Source organism: Ruegeria sp. YTSC004 (assembly GCF_059609805.1).
Genome location: NZ_JBXWMJ010000005.1, coordinates 174,571 through 190,248, shown reverse-complemented (window position 1 = coordinate 190,248; position 15,678 = coordinate 174,571). Strand labels below are relative to the sequence as shown.

Genomic DNA, 15,678 nt, shown 5'->3' with positions numbered 1-15,678 from the left:
CGCCATAGGCTTTAGGACAGAAGAAGAAAGAGAATCCCATGACCAACGTGACCGACCAAGACCGCGTCTTGATCTTTGACACAACCCTGCGCGACGGAGAGCAAAGCCCCGGCGCAACTATGACCCATTCGGAAAAGCTGGAGATTGCCGAGCTGTTGGACGACATGGGCGTCGATATCATCGAGGCCGGGTTCCCCATCGCCTCCGAAGGTGATTTCAAGGCCGTGTCCGAAATTGCCGAACGGTCAAAGAACAGCCGTATCTGCGGTCTGGCCCGCGCCAATTTCGCCGATATCGACCGGTGTTGGGAAGCTGTGAAACATGCAGGTAAAAGCCGCATCCACACCTTCATCGGCACCTCGCCGCTGCACCGTGCCATCCCGAACCTGACACAGGACGAGATGGCCGACAAAATCCACGAAACCGTGAGCCATGCGCGCAATCTGTGCGAAAACGTGCAGTGGTCACCGATGGATGCGACGCGGACCGAGTGGGATTATCTGTGCCGCGTGATCGAGATTGCGATCAAGGCTGGCGCAACGACGATCAACATCCCTGATACAGTCGGCTATACGGCACCGATGGAATCCGCCGATCTGATCAAACGTCTGATCGAAACAGTTCCGGGCGCGGATGAGGTGGTCTTTGCCACCCACTGCCACAACGATCTTGGCCTGGCGACCGCTAACTCGCTGGCTGCAGTTGCGGGTGGTGCACGGCAGATTGAATGTACCATTAACGGCCTTGGCGAACGTGCCGGTAATACCGCGCTGGAAGAGGTGGTGATGGCCCTGCGCACCCGCAATGACATCATGCCTTGGAGTACGGGCGTCGACACGACCAAGATCATGCATATCTCGCGCCGGGTCGCGACGGTGTCGGGCTTCAACGTGCAGTTCAACAAGGCCATCGTCGGAAAGAACGCCTTCGCGCATGAAAGCGGTATCCATCAGGACGGCATGCTGAAGAACCGCGAAAACTTTGAGATCATGCGCCCTGAAGACATCGGTCTGTCCGGCACGTCTTTGCCGCTGGGCAAGCACTCGGGCCGTGCGGCGCTGCGTGATAAGCTGAACACGCTGGGTTATGAGGTTGGTGACAACCAGCTCAAGGACATTTTCGTTCGGTTCAAGGAACTGGCCGACCGTAAGAAAGAAGTGTTCGACGACGATCTGATCGCGTTGATGACGCTGGATGATGACGGCGGCAACGATCACCTGCAACTGGTTTCAATGAAGGTTACCTGCGGAACCGTCGGCAAAGCCGAAGCCACTATCGAAATGGAAGTGGGCGGCAAGGAAATCATCGCCACTGAACAAGGCGACGGCCCGGTCGACGCAGCATTCCGCGCCATTCGCGTTGTGCATCCGAATACGGCGCACCTGCAGCTTTATCAGGTGCACGCCGTGACCGAAGGCACAGACGCGCAAGCCACGGTATCGGTGCGTCTGGAAGAGGACGGCATGATCGCAACCGGCCAATCCGCCAACACCGATACTGTCGTGGCCTCGGCCAAGGCGTATATCCACGCGCTGAACCGCCTGATCGTGCGCCGTCAAAAGGCGGGTCCGGGCGCAGATACCCGAGAAATCAGCTACAAAGATCTTACTTGAACAAAAAAGGGGCGGTCGATTGTCGACCGCCCCTTCTCAAATATCTCCAGCCGCTTTACGGCCAATAGAACAAGGTCAGATCTGCTGGCTTCTCTGTCCCGATCAACGAGTAGTCATACACCGGCGTGTCGTTGAGATCGTTCAGCCCCGATACTGCATACCCTTCGGTTGGTATGTAGTTCGCGTCATAGTTCAGATCGTAATCCCCGTTTTCATCGTGAAACGCGATAACAGCGAAATACACATTGTCGAGGTCGGGAAAGTCGAAACGGAGCGGGTCCCCGGACGCTGGTGCCTCAAGATAACCGGCGGCTTTGGTGTAATCCATGTTGTCGAACGCCGTCGCCTGGTCAAAAGCCATGACAATCACGTTGCCCTTGGTGCTGCGCGCACCGTGCAGATTGACGGTCAGACCCTTGTCTTGCGAGGTCCCTGTGGTGGAAGCCGCTGCTTGGTCAATATCTGTGGTGAAACCAGAGGCGACCCAGGCGCCTCCGACGAACAGACCTGCCGTTACGATGGCCGCCACGATGCGTTGTGTGTTGCTTGGCATCTTTTGCGCTCCTACGCCTTACTTAGCGGGTTTACTCTGTTTACGACCGTTCTTTGGCTGCCAGCCCGGAGGTCCGAAGAAAACACCCAGCTTATTGCCGAACCCCGGCATGTTCCGGACATCCTTGAACAGGCGGGCAAAGCCGTGAAAGAAGGCGACGAAGGGATTGATCGAGTCGATCGGTTTGACGAGGCCGTAGACCACCTCTTCCTTTTCGTCCTCGAACGTTCCGAACATACGGTCCCAGATGATCAGAATCCCGGCATAGTTCTTGTCCAGGTATTTCGGGTTTGATCCATGGTGAACGCGGTGATGCGACGGCGTGTTGAAGATGTATTCAATCGGGCGCCACAGCTTTTTGATAACTTCGGTATGCAGGGCCGTCTGATACAGTTGCACCAACAGTTCCGCGACCAGCACCATGAATGGGTTGAACCCCAACAGCACAAGCGGCAAGTGGAAAAACAACGGCCAAAAGCCATCCAACGGACCATGGCGATAAGCCACTGATATATTGAAGAAGGGAGAGCTATGGTGAACCGAATGCGTTGCCCAGAGGAAGTTGATCCGGTGCAGAATCCGATGCTCCCAGTAATAGGCCAGGTCTGCAAGGATCAGCACGATGATGAACGAAGCCCATGTTGTCGGAATATTGAACACCGCAAATTGCGAAGCCCAGACATAGGCACCGATATAGAAACCAGCCAACAGAACAAAGCTGATACCGATGAAGAAAACGAGCGTGATGAAATTGGTGACGGTGTCACCCATCATCTGCCAGTTCAGTTTTTTGACGACTGCGTATCGGATCAATTCGAAGGCCAGAAAGGCCATGGCGAAGACGAAGAACCAATCGTCAATCAAGGTTTCCCAGTAATTCAGATGAAAGTCACTGATATGGCGGCTTAGGAAGTCCATCGAAGCAAACCGATTCCCATTTGTTGTCACATGTGACAGCCTATTTACGAGATCATCGCCAGAAATCAAGGTCCCGGCGTTGAAAAAACGGTTTTTCCTGAAAGCCCATTGCTGTCACAGCAGATTTTATACCTGCGAGGCCTACTTTAGGAAAATCACATGTGATCACTGATTGCTCATCCGCGCAGTTTGCCAAACAGGCCGTCCAGCGTTTTGGCGCACTCGTTCAGACCATAGGGCGCGTTCACAACAAACATTCCCGATCCAACCATACCATGCCCTTCGCGTGCGGCCGGAAAGTGGACCTCGTCGTGTAGAACCTTAGGGAAATCCCGTTTTGTCAAAGCGTCGCGCATGGCCTGATGCCGCCCATTGGCCAGTATCGGATACCATAACGCGATCACACCCACGTTCCATTTCCGATTCAGCGAAGCCACGATGCCGGGCAGCCTGTCATAATCGGATTTGACCTCATAACTTGGATCAATCAGCAAAACGCCACGGCGCGGCGTTGGCGGCAGCAGGGACTGGGCCAGTTCAAAGCCATCCTGCTGATAGGTCCGGGCACCGGTCGTGATCATGGCGTCAGACAGCGCGCGGTATTCCTGCGGATGCAATTCAGCAAGGTGCATCTTGTCCTGCGGGCGCAAAAGATTCGCCGCGATCAGCGGCGACCCCGGATACGCCGTTTTGCCATGCCGATCATGCACAGCGGCGATGGCCCTGCTCAGGGGATGATCGGCGTCAAACCAGCCTTCGGTCAACGCACGTTCAATTCCCGCAGCTGCTTCACCGGTCTGAACGGCCTGATCCGAGTCCAACTGGTACAACCCCCGCCCCGAATGGGTTTCGATGTAGCTTAGCGGTTTGTCCTTTTGGGTCAGATAGGCCAGCGTTTCTGCCAAAATTGCGTGCTTATGGACGTCCGCAAGGTTACCTGCGTGGTAAATATGTTGATATGAGAGCATGATGCCTTCTAAAGTCCCTGCAATTAAGGCGGAAAGGTGCTGATTGTCGCGGAATCAGCCCTTTTACCGGGCGAGTTGGCACCCTATAAGTCATCCGTCCCGGAACCGTCGAGTCGCGGGCAGTAGAAAACTGACATACAGGATCAGGGAAAAATATGGGGATCTTTGGCAATCTGGGCGGCCTGTTCACAGCGGACATGGCTATCGACCTTGGTACAGCGAACACGCTGGTTTACGTCAAGGGTCGCGGTGTTATCCTGTCTGAACCCTCCGTGGTGGCGTATCACGTCAAGGACGGCGTAAAAAAGGTTCTGGCCGTTGGTGAAGACGCCAAACTGATGCTGGGCCGGACCCCCGGTTCGATCGAAGCCATACGCCCCATGCGCGAAGGCGTGATTGCCGACTTTGATACCGCCGAGGAAATGATCAAGCACTTCATCCGCAAAGTGCACAAGCGGTCTACCTTCTCGAAACCCAAAATCATTGTCTGCGTCCCTCATGGCGCGACACCCGTTGAAAAACGCGCGATCCGTCAGTCGGTCCTGTCCGCAGGCGCCCGCCGCGCCGGTCTGATTGCCGAACCTATTGCAGCCGCGATTGGTGCAGGTATGCCCATCACCGACCCGACCGGCAACATGGTCGTCGATATTGGTGGTGGTACAACCGAGGTGGCCGTTTTGTCGCTGGGTGACATCGTTTACGCGCGCTCGGTCCGCGTTGGCGGCGACCGGATGGACGAGGCCATCATCTCGTACCTGCGCCGTCAGCAGAACTTGCTGGTTGGTGAATCCACGGCCGAGCGGATCAAGACCACCATCGGCACTGCGCGCATGCCCGACGACGGCCGCGGCCAGTCGATGCACATTCGCGGACGCGACCTGCTGAATGGTGTGCCCAAGGAAATCGAGATCAGCCAGGCCCAGGTGGCCGAGGCGCTGTCTGAGCCTGTCCAGCAGATTTGCGAGGCGGTGATGACCGCTCTGGAAACCACCCCGCCTGATCTGGCGGCGGACATCGTGGACCGGGGCGTGATGCTGACCGGCGGTGGCGCGTTGCTGGGCGATCTCGACCTTGCCTTGCGCGAGCAGACTGGCCTGGCCGTGTCAATTGCCGACGAAAGCCTGAATTGTGTGGCTTTGGGCACCGGCAAGGCGCTGGAATACGAAAAACAACTGCGCCACGCGATTGACTACGAAAGCTAAGGCGCGCACCCTTTACCACATAGGGTAAATTCGGCACGAGCAGCACGGGAAGGAGTCCTGTGGCAAAAGACCGATCACAGCGCGATGAATACACAACCCCCTTGCGCCGCCTGCTGCTGGGGATTGTTGTGCTGTGTCTGCTGGGAATCTTTCTGATCTGGCGGATCGACAGCCCGCGCGTGGAACGGTTTCGCGCACAGGTCGTGGACAGTGTTGTGCCGTCGATGGAATGGGCTATGGTTCCTGTCACCGCCGCCGTCAATCTGGTGCGCGATTTCCAAAGTTATCAACGACTGAGCGATCAGAACCAAGAATTGCGCAGCGAATTGCGCATCATGCGCGCCTGGAAAGAGGCCGCGTTGCAGCTGGAGCAGGAAAATGCCCGGCTTCTGGACCTGAACAATGTACGTCTTGATCCGCGCCTGACCTATATCACCGGGGTGGTCATGGCCGATAGCGGCTCGCCCTTCCGCCAGTCGGTCCTCCTGAACGTGGGTGAGAGAGACGGGATCAGGGACGGCTGGGCCACCATGGACGGGATTGGCGTCGTCGGGCGTATCTCGGGCGTTGGCCCCGACACCGCGCGTGTTATCCTGATGACAGATGCTTCCAGCGCAATTCCGGCCACAATTCAACCGTCTGGCCAAACCGCCCTGATCACCGGCGACAACACGCAATCCCCATCGGTGGAGTTTCTGGAAAACCGCGAACTGGTACGCCCTGGCGACCGCGTTGTAACCTCGGGCGATGGTGGCGTGTTCCCCGGAGGGTTGCTGATCGGGCAGATCACCGAGGACCCCGGCGGGCGTTTGCGTGTGCGCCTGTCCGCTGATTTCGAACGGCTTGAATTCCTTCGCGTTCTACGCTTCCACTTGGCCCCGGTGATCTCGGATCCTGGCGGCATCGTGGGTCCACGGCAGCCCGAGGCCGCCCTGACCCCGCCGGAGGTCGGCGATGGATAGGCAAACCTCTCATCTTTGGCTTAAACGCAGTTTGTACGTGTTTCTGGCATTGCTGATCATGTTCCTGCATCTTCTGCCGTTGGACACGCAGCCGGATCGCTGGCCGTTTCCGGACATGCTTATTGCGTTAACGTTCGCCTGGGTACTTCGCCGACCGGAATATGTTCCCATTTTTCTGGTTGCTGCGGTGATGCTGATGGCCGATTTGCTGCTGCAACGGCCTCCGGGCCTGCTGGCAGCACTTGTGGTTTTGGGATCGTCGTATCTGCGCTCGGCCGCGCCCGGAATGCGCGACGCCGGGTTTATGGCTGAATGGACAACGGCCGCTGTGGTGATCGCGGGAATTTTCATATTGAACCGTGTCATTCTTGCTATTCTATCGGTACAGCAAGCAGCTTTGGGTCCTGTGGTGATACAAGTGGTTCTGACAATTGCGGTTTATCCTCTCGTCGTACTTCTCAGCCAGAATGTGCTTGGCGTTCGGCGCGTGTCAGTGTCGGACCCCGGCACAAGAGGGGCCAGGGCATGAAACAACGCAATCCCAAAGCGCAAGGATTGGCCTATAAACGCCTGCCGCGCCGCGCGTTGATCCTGGGTGGGTTGCAGACTGCGTTTATCGGCGGCCTGGCAGCGCGAATGCGCTTTATGCAAGTGGATCAGGCTGACGAGTACCGTCTGCTGGCTGAAGAAAACCGGATCAACATTCGTCTGATCCCGCCAACGCGCGGGCGCATCTATGACCGCAACGGCCAGATCATCGGACAAAACACGCAGTCCTATCGTATTGTTATGGTCCGCGAAGATGCGGGCGACGTCGACAAAGTCATCGCCAAACTTTCAGAGCTTATTCCGCTAACTCAGGAAGAGATCGACCGCGCCAAGACTGAGATGCGCCGCTCTGCCCCGTTCCTGCCAGTCACACTGGCCGATCAGGTCACGTGGGAGGATATCTCCAAGGTCGCTGTCAATGCGCCCGCCCTGCCCGGCGTTACGCCTGAGGTGGGCATGGCCCGTCAGTATCCCCGCTACGAGGATTTTGCTCATGTCGTTGGTTACGTCGGGCCGGTCAGTGACTATGATCTCAGCCTGATCGAAGATCCCGAACCGGTGCTGCGTATCCCCCGGTTCCAGATCGGCAAGGTCGGTCTGGAGTCCAAACAGGAAATCAGCCTGCGCGGAAAAGCTGGCGCAAAACGTGTCGAGGTCAACGCCACCGGTCGCATCATGCGCGAGCTTGACCGGCAAGAAGGCGAGGCCGGGGCCGATCTGCAATTGTCCGTTGATGCGGACCTGCAGCAATACGCCCAGGCGCGCCTGGCCGATGAAAGCGCGGCTGCAGTCGTCATCGACTGCGAAACCGGGGATATCCGGGCCATCAGTTCTGCACCCAGTTTCGACCCGAACCTATTCGTGCGCGGGATATCGGTCGCGGACTACCGGGCATTGACTGAAGATAACTACCGCCCGCTGGCCAACAAGACGGTTCAGGGCACCTACCCGCCGGGTTCGACCTTCAAGATGATCACTGCGCTTGCCGCACTTGAGGCCGGAGTTGTTGGCCCCGGCAACACCGTCTATTGCCCCGGCCACCTGAAGGTCGGTAGCCGCCGCTTCCACTGCTGGAAGCGCGGCGGGCATGGGACAGTGGATCTCAATTTGTCGCTAAAGCGCAGCTGCGACGTCTACTATTACGATGTCGCGGTGCGTACCGGCATCGACAAAATCTCTGAAATGGCGCGCAAGTTCGGACTGGGCGTCAAGCACGACATCCCGATGTCAGCTGTCGCTGCCGGTTTGGCCCCCAATCAGGAATGGAAAGAGCGGGTCCATGGTGAAGGCTGGCTGGTAGGCGACACGGCGAATGCCTCGATCGGCCAAGGGTTCATGCTGGCCTCGCCCCTACAGCTTGCGGTCATGACGGCAAGGATCGCCACAGGCCGGGCCGTGAAGCCGCGTTTGGTGCGGTCCGTCAATGGCGTCGAGGAACCGTCAGGAGCAGGTGAGCCGCTGGACGTCAATCCGTACAACCTGAATCAGGTGCGCAAAGCGATGTTCTCGGTCTCAAACGACAGGGCTGGCACCGCCTATCGCAGCCGCATCATCAATGATGAATTCCGCATGGCCGGTAAGACAGGGACCAGCCAGGTGCGCAACATCACCAAGGCCGAACGCGCGGCTGGCGTAATCCGCAACGAAGACCTGCCGTGGGAACGGCGCGACCACGCGCTGTTCGTCAGCTATGCGCCGTACGACAATCCGAAATACGCCGTGGCAGTGGTGGTGGAACACGGCGGTGGCGGATCCAAGGCAGCGGCCCCGGTCGCGCGGGATATCATGCTTCAGGCTCTGTACAACGGCACCCCGCCGCTCGAGGCTTATCCGGTTGCAGATCGTGACCGCATCAAGGAACAACAAAAACGGCTTGAGGGCGACCGCCGCCCCAAAGCGCGACCTGATGAAAAGGACCGCGCATGAGCTATCTTGAGTACGCCGTCAAATCCACGCCAACAGGGTTTCGCAAATTCCTCTATATGAACTGGCCGCTGACTTTGTTGCTGATCAGCGTCGCCAGCGCCGGATTCCTGATGCTGTATTCGGTCGCGGGCGGGTCCTGGATGCCCTGGGCCGAACCCCAGATTGAGCGGTTTGGACTGGGACTGACCGTTATGTTCATCATCGCGTTGGTACCGATCTGGTTCTGGCGCAACATGTCCGTTTTGGCCTATCTCGGCTCGATCGTTCTGCTGATATTTGTGGAACTCTTTGGCACCATCGGCATGGGTGCGCAGCGTTGGATCGACCTTGGTTTCATGAGGCTCCAGCCTTCCGAAGTCATGAAGATTGCGTTGGTCATGGTTCTGGCTGCCTACTACGATTGGTTGCCGTCTCATAAGACATCGCGACCGCTCTGGGTGCTTATACCGGTCATCCTGATCCTGATCCCTACGGCAATGGTCCTAAAACAACCCGATCTGGGCACCTCGATCCTGTTGTTGGCGGCGGGCGGGGGACTGATGTTCCTGGCTGGTGTGCACTGGGCTTATTTCGCCGCCGTTATCGCGGCGGTGGTCGGCCTAATTGCCACCGTGTTCAACAGCCGGGGCACCGAGTGGCAGTTGCTCAAGGATTACCAGTTCCGCCGAATAGATACCTTCCTTGATCCCTCCACCGATCCGCTGGGTGCAGGCTATCACATTACCCAGTCGAAAATCGCGCTGGGGTCAGGCGGCTGGAACGGGCGCGGGTTCATGCAAGGGACACAGTCGCGCCTGAACTTCCTGCCCGAAAAGCACACGGACTTCATCTTTACCACGCTGGCCGAGGAATTCGGGTTTGTCGGAGGCATCACTTTGCTGACCCTTTACGCCCTGATTATTATCTTTTGTATGGTCACGGCTTTGGCGACAAAGGACCGGTTCTCATCCCTGGTCACCTTGGGCGTTGCGCTCAACTTCTTCCTGTTCTTTGCGGTCAATATGTCCATGGTCATGGGCCTTGCGCCGGTTGTGGGCGTACCCCTGCCGATGGTCAGCTACGGCGGGTCCGCCATGCTGGTTCTGATGGCTGCCTTCGGCATTGTTCAAAGCGCGCATATTCACCGCCCCCGCTGAATTGAAAGGCCCATCATGCCCGTAAACGTCCTGTTTTCCGCGCGCCCAGAACAATGGCCCGTGTATGAACCTCTACTTACAAAAGGGCTGTCGCAGGCCAATCTGGACTTCCGTCTGGCAACTGAGTTTGAGCCTGACCAGGTCGACTACGTCGTTTATGCACCAACAAGCGGGTTGCTGGATTTTTCACCCTACACACGATTGAAGGCGGTTCTGAGCCTTTGGGCCGGTGTTGAAAAAATCGCGGGCAACGAAACGCTGACCGTGCCGTTGGCCAGGATGGTTGACCACGGGCTAAAGCACGGCATGACGGAATGGGTCGTCGGTCAGGTGCTGCGCTATCATCTGGGCATGGACCGCTACATCACGGTGCAGGACGGTGTCTGGACACCTGACGCCCCGCCGCTTGCCAGCGAGCGGGATGTGTGTGTGCTGGGCCTTGGTGCATTAGGAGAAGCCGCCGCAACGGCGCTGGCCGCGCTGAATTTCAAAGTCACGGGTTGGAGCAGAACCGCAAAGGACATCCCCGGCGTGACCTGCCTGCACGGCACTGACGGCTTGCGTACCGCTTTATCTAGTGCCGAGATCGTGGTTCTATTGTTGCCCGATACCCCGGCGACGGTGAATGCACTGAATGCGGACACTCTGGCCTTGCTGCCCAAGGGCGCGCGGATCATCAACCCCGGGCGCGGACCATTGATCGACGACGATGCACTGCTGGCCGCGCTGGATTCGGGGCACGTTAGCCACGCCACGCTAGACGTGTTTCGCGTGGAACCCCTGCCGTCAGAGCACCCCTACTGGGCGCATCCCAACGTGACGGTCACGCCGCATATCGCGTCCGAAACCCGCCCGGCGACCGCAGCTCAGGTGATCTGTGAGAACATTATCCGAGGCGAGGAAGGAAAGCCCTTCCTGCACCTCGTTGACCGCCATCTGGGCTACTGATCCGGTCAGGCCGCAACTAGCCCACGGCCTTTCAACAGCGCTTCGACCCCTGGCAAACGTCCGCGGAACGCAAGATACAGGTCTTCGGCTTCGCGGGACCCGCCTGTGGATAAAATATTGTCCTCAAGGGCCTTTGCCCGTTCCGCATCAAAGGCTCCGCCAGCTTCTTCGAAGGCCGCGAATGCGTCTGCATCCATGACCTCGGACCACATGTAGCTGTAGTAGCCAGAACTATAGCCGTCGCCCGCGAAGACATGCGCAAAATGCGGTGTCGCATGGCGCATACTAATGGCTTTTGGCATTCCGATATCGGCCAGTACCTCGACCTGTTTTGCCATCGGGTCAGATGGTGCTGCGCCATCATGGAATGCGAGATCAACCAGTGCCGAGGCCACGTATTCCACGGTCTGGAACCCTTGATCGAAATTCGCCGCCTTCAATACCTTGTCCAGCATGTCTTGAGGCATCGGCTCACCGGTTTCAGCATGGGTCGCAAATTCCGCCAGGACCTCGGGTACCTCCAGCCAGTGTTCATAGAGCTGACTGGGAAGTTCTACGAAATCACGTGCAACGCTAGTACCCGAGATGCTTTCGTAGGTCACGTTGGACAACATCTGATGTAAGGCATGGCCAAACTCGTGGAACAGCGTGCGCGCATCGTCATACGACAGCAGCGCGGGGTCACCTTTGGCGAAATTGCAGACGTTGATTACGATTGGGGCCTGTTCCTTGGGGAACTTTGCCTGACCCCGCATGGCGCTGCACCATGCGCCCGAGCGCTTGGACCCACGCGCAAAGTAATCGCCAATGAAAACCGCAATATGCTGCCCGTCGCGCGTCACGTCCCAAGCCCTGCAATCAGGGTGATAAAGCGGCACGTCCAGCGTGGTGAACTCTAACCCGAATAGCCTGTTGGCACAGGCAAAGGCAGCCTCGATCATGCGATCAAGCTGCAGGTAAGGTTTCAGCGCTGCCTCATCCAAATCATGTTCGGCCTTGCGGCGTTTTTCGGCGTAGTAGCGCCAGTCCCAAGCCTCGAGCGGGCCATTCACGCCATCCTCCTGCATCATGGTGGTCAGGATTTCTGCATCCGCGTCCGCCCGCTTTTTTGCCGGTTCCCAAACCTGCATCAATAGATCGCTAACACGGTCTGGCGTTCGAGCCATTTCGGTTTCCAACTTGTAGTCCGCGAAACTGGAATAGCCCAAAAGCTTGGCCCGCTCTTCGCGTAGGCTCAGGATCTCGGCAGCAATCTCGCGGTTGTCCGTTTCACCGCCATTGGCCCCGCGTGCTGTCCAGGCGCGGTAGGCTTTCGCTCGCAAATCCCGGCGGGGAGAGAATTGCAGAAACGGAACGATCAGCGACCGGGATAGAGTGACGACAGGTCCATCAGCCCCCTTCTCATCCCCAGCGGCCCGCGCCGTATCCACAACGAATTCCGGTAACCCTTCCAAATCATCTTCGGACATGTCCATTGACCATTCCCGTTCGTCCGCCAGAAGATTTTGGGTGAACGAAGTCCCCAGCGAGGCAAGGCGCGACTTGATCTCCTGCATGCGGGTGTCATCGTCGCCATCCAATGCGGCACCTGCACGCACGAAACCACGATGCGTTAACATCAGAACGCGGGCTTGTTCGTCGGTCAGCTTCAACTGATCCTTGCGCGCCCACAGGTCCGCGACCCGCTGAAACAGTGCTTTGTTCGAAGAAATCCCTGAAAAATGCGCCGACAGTTTGGGCGAAAATGCACGCTGCAGCTCTTCCCGCGCCGGGTTGCTGTCAGCCCCAGCAACAGTAAAAAAGACAGACAAAACCTTGTCCATCTGCTCTCCGGCCGCTTCAAGTGCCTCGATTGTATTGGCAAAACTGGCCGGTTCGGGGTTGTTTGCAATCGCGTAGATCTGCGCGTTATGGGCTGCCATCGCCTGTTCCAAAGCAGGAGCGAAATCGTCATCCGAAATCCGGGCGAATGGCGCGATTTCAAATGGGGTGGTCCAGTCGGACAGGATCGGATTGGTCATGCGGATCTCCTTTGCTGGTCAAGCTAGGGAGGCGGGGTGGAATGGTCCAGAGGCCGTGCCTGCAATACATCGAAATTCTACTGCAATGCTGGCGCGACGATTGCCCTACGCGTCTTCTGCTCGGCAGATGGGGCAATCTGAGCGTCGGGTCAGTGTGATCTTGCGGCTTTCGCCATAAAGCGCGTCATAGATCAGCATTTCGGCGCGCAGCGCCTGCCCGGCGCCCGTGATTACTTTGATCGCCTCAACCGCCATCATCGAGCCCACCACGCCGGGCAACGGGCCAATGACACCGGCCTCGGCACAAGATGGGGCCAAGCCAGGAGCCGGGGCCTCGGGGAAGATACACTGATAACACGGGGCACCGTTGGCCGGGTCAAAGACGCTCAGTTGGCCTTCCCATTGTGACAGAGCACCCGAAATCAGCGGTTTACCCAGCGCCACCGCAGTGCGATTGGCCAAATAGCGTGTGTCGAAATTGTCGGTCCCGTCGAGGATCAGGTCAAAATCGTCGAACAGGTCCGCTGCGATTTCATCGGTCAGGCGGCGATGGTAAGGCAGGACAACGACGTTTGGGTTCTGGGCCTGCATGGCCTGCTGGGCCGAGAAAACTTTAGGCATCCCGATATCGGCGTCGCGATGGATCACCTGCCGCTGCAGATTGGCGTTTTCAACAATATCGTCGTCGATCACGCCGATGGTGCCCACCCCAGCCGCCGCAAGATACTGCAATGCAGGCGCACCAAGACCGCCCGCGCCGATCACCAGCACACGGGCCTGTTTCATCTTTTTCTGCCCCGGCCCGCCCAGTTCGCGCAGGACGATGTGGCGGGCATACCGCTCCAACTCGGTCTCAGAGAACTTGTCAGACTGCATCGCGGTTTCCTCGGCTGGCTGTGGCGCGGCACGGTTGCGCAGCGTTTTGAGCACCTTGCCATAGCTCAATACCAAAACCGCTGCGCCCCCCAGGATCAACCACAATGCCGCAGACCCGCCGGTTGCCTCGCGCAGCGGGTGCCCACCCGGCAACGTCACTTGGATAACAAGTACTCCGATCAGCAAAACGCTGACCGACACGGAGCGAGCAGTTCGGGACACCCCCGCTACGTACCCAATGCCCCATAGAGCACCGGCAAGGATCAGAACTAGAAGCATCAACCGCGTCCAGTCGAGCCAAAACCGCCTGCGCCGCGATCTGTGTCGCTGAGCACCTCAACGGGTTCAAACGCAGCCTGCACGACTGGGGCGACGACCAGTTGCGCGATGCGTTCACCATGCGCAATCTCAAAACTTTCCTGACCGGCGTTCAGCAGAATCACCCCCAGCGGGCCGCGATAGTCACTGTCGATCGTGCCGGGCGTATTAGGCAGGGTAATCCCGTGTTTCAGCGCAAGGCCAGACCGGGGTCGAACCTGCACCTCGTACCCGTTTGGGATCTCGATCCGTAACCCCGTGGGGACCAAGGCGCGTTGTCCCGCCGCCAGCGTGATAGGCGCGCCATCGGGCAGGTTTGCCCGGACGTCCGCCCCCGCCGCTCCGGTCGTTTCATAAGACGGCAAAGCGATGGCCGGATCAGCCCCGTCTTCGCGGATCACACGAATTGCTACCATCACTGCACCTCTTGTTCAGCTTGCCAAAGCGTCGGCGATCTTTTGCGCCAGACGTTGCGCCACGGCATCCTTGCCCATACGCGGCCATTCTTCAGCCCCATCGTCCGAGATCAGGGTAACCGCGTTTTCCGAGCCCCCCATGATGCCGGTCGCCGGGCTGACATCATTGGCGACGATCCAATCACAACCTTTTCGCGCACGTTTTGCGGTCGCGTGTTCAAGCACGTTGTCAGTTTCTGCGGCAAAGCCAACTACCAACGTCGGCCGCCCCGCATCCAGCCTGGACACGCGTTTGAGGATGTCCGGGTTCTCAGCAAACTCAAGCACCGGAAGACCATCGCGGCTTTTCTTAAGCTTCTTGTCCGAAGCAGCCGCCATGCGCCAATCCGCAACCGCAGCAGCAAACACACCCGCATCTACCGGCAGTGCAGCGTCGACCGCGTCAGACATCTGCTGCGCGGTTTCCACGCGGATCACCTGCACACCTTCGGGCGGCGAAACATCGGCAGGGCCGGTGACAAAAACCACATCAGCACCCAGCGCAGACAACGCCCGTGCCACCGCAGTGCCCTGCGCGCCCGAGGACCGGTTGGCGATGTAGCGCACAGGGTCGATCGGTTCATGTGTCGGGCCGGAGGTGACCAGAATGCGCTTGCCCTTCAGCGGACCGTTGCCGAGTTGCGCCTCGACCGCGGCCACAATCTCAAGAGGCTCCGACATTCGACCTGGGCCGTACTCTCCACAAGCCATGTCGCCTTCATTTGGGCCAACGAACCGGATGCCATCTGCCTGCAGTTGCTTGAGGTTGCGCTGTGTTGACGGATGGTCCCACATGCGAACGTTCATCGCCGGTGCGCACAAAACCGGGGTATCTGTCGCCATCAGCAGGGTCGAGGCCAGATCGTTGGCCAGCCCAGCCGTCATCTTTCCCATCATGTCCGCTGTTGCCGGTGCGACCACGATCAGATCGGCGGACCGCGATAGTTGGATATGGCCCATCTCGGCCTCGTCCGTCAGGTCAAATAGATCGCGATAAACCTTCTCTCCAGCCAGCGCCGAGACCGACAGCGGGGTTACGAACTCTTCTGCCGCGCCTGTTAGAACCGGTGTTACCGAAGCACCACGTTCTTTAAGCCGCCGGATCAGATCCAGCGACTTATAGGCCGCGATTCCAGCGCCGATGATTAGAAGAATGCGTTTCGATGCCAGCATATTGTGCCCTTCCCGTCCCGGTCGGCCCGACATTAGGCAAGGCCGACGGACAGTTCCAGC

The 15,678-nt window shown here is 58.4% G+C and carries 14 protein-coding genes; 7 read left to right on the top strand and 7 right to left on the bottom strand.

Annotated elements, in window-relative coordinates; genetic code table 11:
• Window positions 1-38 precede the first annotated feature (38 nt).
• Entirely contained in the window at window positions 39-1,613 is a 1,575-nt protein-coding gene (locus AC2FFP_RS11410) for a 2-isopropylmalate synthase (protein ID WP_496778882.1), read from the top strand.
• 55 nt (window positions 1,614-1,668) lie between these two features.
• Here the strand turns inward: AC2FFP_RS11410 and AC2FFP_RS11405 are convergent, their stop codons facing one another.
• The 3 genes from AC2FFP_RS11405 to AC2FFP_RS11395 form a co-directional block, all read right to left on the bottom strand.
• Window positions 1,669-2,166: a DUF2141 domain-containing protein gene (locus AC2FFP_RS11405; protein WP_496767436.1), complete on the bottom strand. Its 498-nt coding sequence runs from the start codon at window positions 2,164-2,166 to the stop codon at window positions 1,669-1,671.
• An 18-nt stretch (window positions 2,167-2,184) separates the two neighbouring features.
• Window positions 2,185-3,084: a sterol desaturase family protein gene (locus AC2FFP_RS11400; protein WP_496767438.1), complete on the bottom strand. Its 900-nt coding sequence runs from the start codon at window positions 3,082-3,084 to the stop codon at window positions 2,185-2,187.
• A 176-nt stretch (window positions 3,085-3,260) separates the two neighbouring features.
• Window positions 3,261-4,052, bottom strand: coding sequence for a 23S rRNA (adenine(2030)-N(6))-methyltransferase RlmJ (locus AC2FFP_RS11395; protein ID WP_496767441.1), 792 nt, complete (start codon window positions 4,050-4,052; stop codon window positions 3,261-3,263).
• A 155-nt stretch (window positions 4,053-4,207) separates the two neighbouring features.
• On the opposite strand from AC2FFP_RS11395, the gene AC2FFP_RS11390 reads away from it, so the two are divergent.
• From AC2FFP_RS11390 to AC2FFP_RS11365, 6 genes are read left to right on the top strand one after another with little or no spacing between them, the layout of a single operon-like run.
• The gene (locus AC2FFP_RS11390) at window positions 4,208-5,254 is read left to right on the top strand and encodes a rod shape-determining protein (protein ID WP_039523195.1); all 1,047 of its coding nucleotides are present in this window, start codon (window positions 4,208-4,210) and stop codon (window positions 5,252-5,254) included.
• 59 nt (window positions 5,255-5,313) lie between these two features.
• Complete coding sequence (gene mreC / locus AC2FFP_RS11385) at window positions 5,314-6,216, top strand: rod shape-determining protein MreC (RefSeq protein ID WP_108860807.1); 903 nt, start codon at window positions 5,314-5,316, stop codon at window positions 6,214-6,216.
• Window positions 6,209-6,745 (top strand): rod shape-determining protein MreD, encoded by a 537-nt coding sequence (locus AC2FFP_RS11380; protein WP_496778884.1) that lies wholly within the window; start codon window positions 6,209-6,211, stop codon window positions 6,743-6,745. The genes mreC and AC2FFP_RS11380 overlap by 8 nt, the downstream gene beginning before the upstream one ends.
• The gene (gene mrdA, locus AC2FFP_RS11375) at window positions 6,742-8,691 is read left to right on the top strand and encodes a penicillin-binding protein 2 (protein ID WP_496844568.1); all 1,950 of its coding nucleotides are present in this window, start codon (window positions 6,742-6,744) and stop codon (window positions 8,689-8,691) included. Before AC2FFP_RS11380 ends, mrdA begins: the two co-directional genes overlap by 4 nt.
• Entirely contained in the window at window positions 8,688-9,827 is a 1,140-nt protein-coding gene (gene rodA / locus AC2FFP_RS11370; RefSeq protein ID WP_058273483.1) for a rod shape-determining protein RodA, read from the top strand. Before mrdA ends, rodA begins: the two co-directional genes overlap by 4 nt.
• Before the next feature lie 15 nt (window positions 9,828-9,842).
• A complete protein-coding gene (locus tag AC2FFP_RS11365) occupies window positions 9,843-10,775 on the top strand; it encodes a 2-hydroxyacid dehydrogenase (RefSeq protein WP_496778887.1) in 933 nt (310 codons plus the stop codon).
• A 5-nt stretch (window positions 10,776-10,780) separates the two neighbouring features.
• Here the strand turns inward: AC2FFP_RS11365 and AC2FFP_RS11360 are convergent, their stop codons facing one another.
• The 4 genes from AC2FFP_RS11360 to coaBC form a co-directional block, all read right to left on the bottom strand.
• The gene (locus tag AC2FFP_RS11360) at window positions 10,781-12,796 is read right to left on the bottom strand and encodes a M3 family metallopeptidase (RefSeq protein ID WP_496767449.1); all 2,016 of its coding nucleotides are present in this window, start codon (window positions 12,794-12,796) and stop codon (window positions 10,781-10,783) included.
• A 105-nt stretch (window positions 12,797-12,901) separates the two neighbouring features.
• Window positions 12,902-13,951: a HesA/MoeB/ThiF family protein gene (locus AC2FFP_RS11355; RefSeq protein ID WP_496767451.1), complete on the bottom strand. Its 1,050-nt coding sequence runs from the start codon at window positions 13,949-13,951 to the stop codon at window positions 12,902-12,904.
• Window positions 13,951-14,406: a dUTP diphosphatase gene (gene dut / locus AC2FFP_RS11350; protein ID WP_496767453.1), complete on the bottom strand. Its 456-nt coding sequence runs from the start codon at window positions 14,404-14,406 to the stop codon at window positions 13,951-13,953. Before dut ends, AC2FFP_RS11355 begins: the two co-directional genes overlap by 1 nt.
• Window positions 14,407-14,421: 15 nt before the next feature.
• Entirely contained in the window at window positions 14,422-15,618 is a 1,197-nt protein-coding gene (gene coaBC / locus AC2FFP_RS11345) for a bifunctional phosphopantothenoylcysteine decarboxylase/phosphopantothenate--cysteine ligase CoaBC (RefSeq protein WP_496767456.1), read from the bottom strand.
• Between the last annotated feature and the right edge of the window lie 60 nt (window positions 15,619-15,678).

Coding starts and splice junctions, on each gene's coding strand:
- AC2FFP_RS11355 (WP_496767451.1), bottom strand. CDS start 13,951: ATGCTTCTAGTTCTGATCCTTGCCGGTGCTCTATGGGGCATTGGGTAC.
- AC2FFP_RS11410 (WP_496778882.1), top strand. CDS start 39: ATGACCAACGTGACCGACCAAGACCGCGTCTTGATCTTTGACACAACC.
- AC2FFP_RS11380 (WP_496778884.1), top strand. CDS start 6,209: ATGGATAGGCAAACCTCTCATCTTTGGCTTAAACGCAGTTTGTACGTG.
- AC2FFP_RS11405 (WP_496767436.1), bottom strand. CDS start 2,166: ATGCCAAGCAACACACAACGCATCGTGGCGGCCATCGTAACGGCAGGT.
- dut (WP_496767453.1), bottom strand. CDS start 14,406: ATGGTAGCAATTCGTGTGATCCGCGAAGACGGGGCTGATCCGGCCATC.
- AC2FFP_RS11400 (WP_496767438.1), bottom strand. CDS start 3,084: ATGGACTTCCTAAGCCGCCATATCAGTGACTTTCATCTGAATTACTGG.
- coaBC (WP_496767456.1), bottom strand. CDS start 15,618: ATGCTGGCATCGAAACGCATTCTTCTAATCATCGGCGCTGGAATCGCG.
- AC2FFP_RS11360 (WP_496767449.1), bottom strand. CDS start 12,796: ATGACCAATCCGATCCTGTCCGACTGGACCACCCCATTTGAAATCGCG.
- rodA (WP_058273483.1), top strand. CDS start 8,688: ATGAGCTATCTTGAGTACGCCGTCAAATCCACGCCAACAGGGTTTCGC.
- mrdA (WP_496844568.1), top strand. CDS start 6,742: ATGAAACAACGCAATCCCAAAGCGCAAGGATTGGCCTATAAACGCCTG.
- AC2FFP_RS11390 (WP_039523195.1), top strand. CDS start 4,208: ATGGGGATCTTTGGCAATCTGGGCGGCCTGTTCACAGCGGACATGGCT.
- AC2FFP_RS11365 (WP_496778887.1), top strand. CDS start 9,843: ATGCCCGTAAACGTCCTGTTTTCCGCGCGCCCAGAACAATGGCCCGTG.
- AC2FFP_RS11395 (WP_496767441.1), bottom strand. CDS start 4,052: ATGCTCTCATATCAACATATTTACCACGCAGGTAACCTTGCGGACGTC.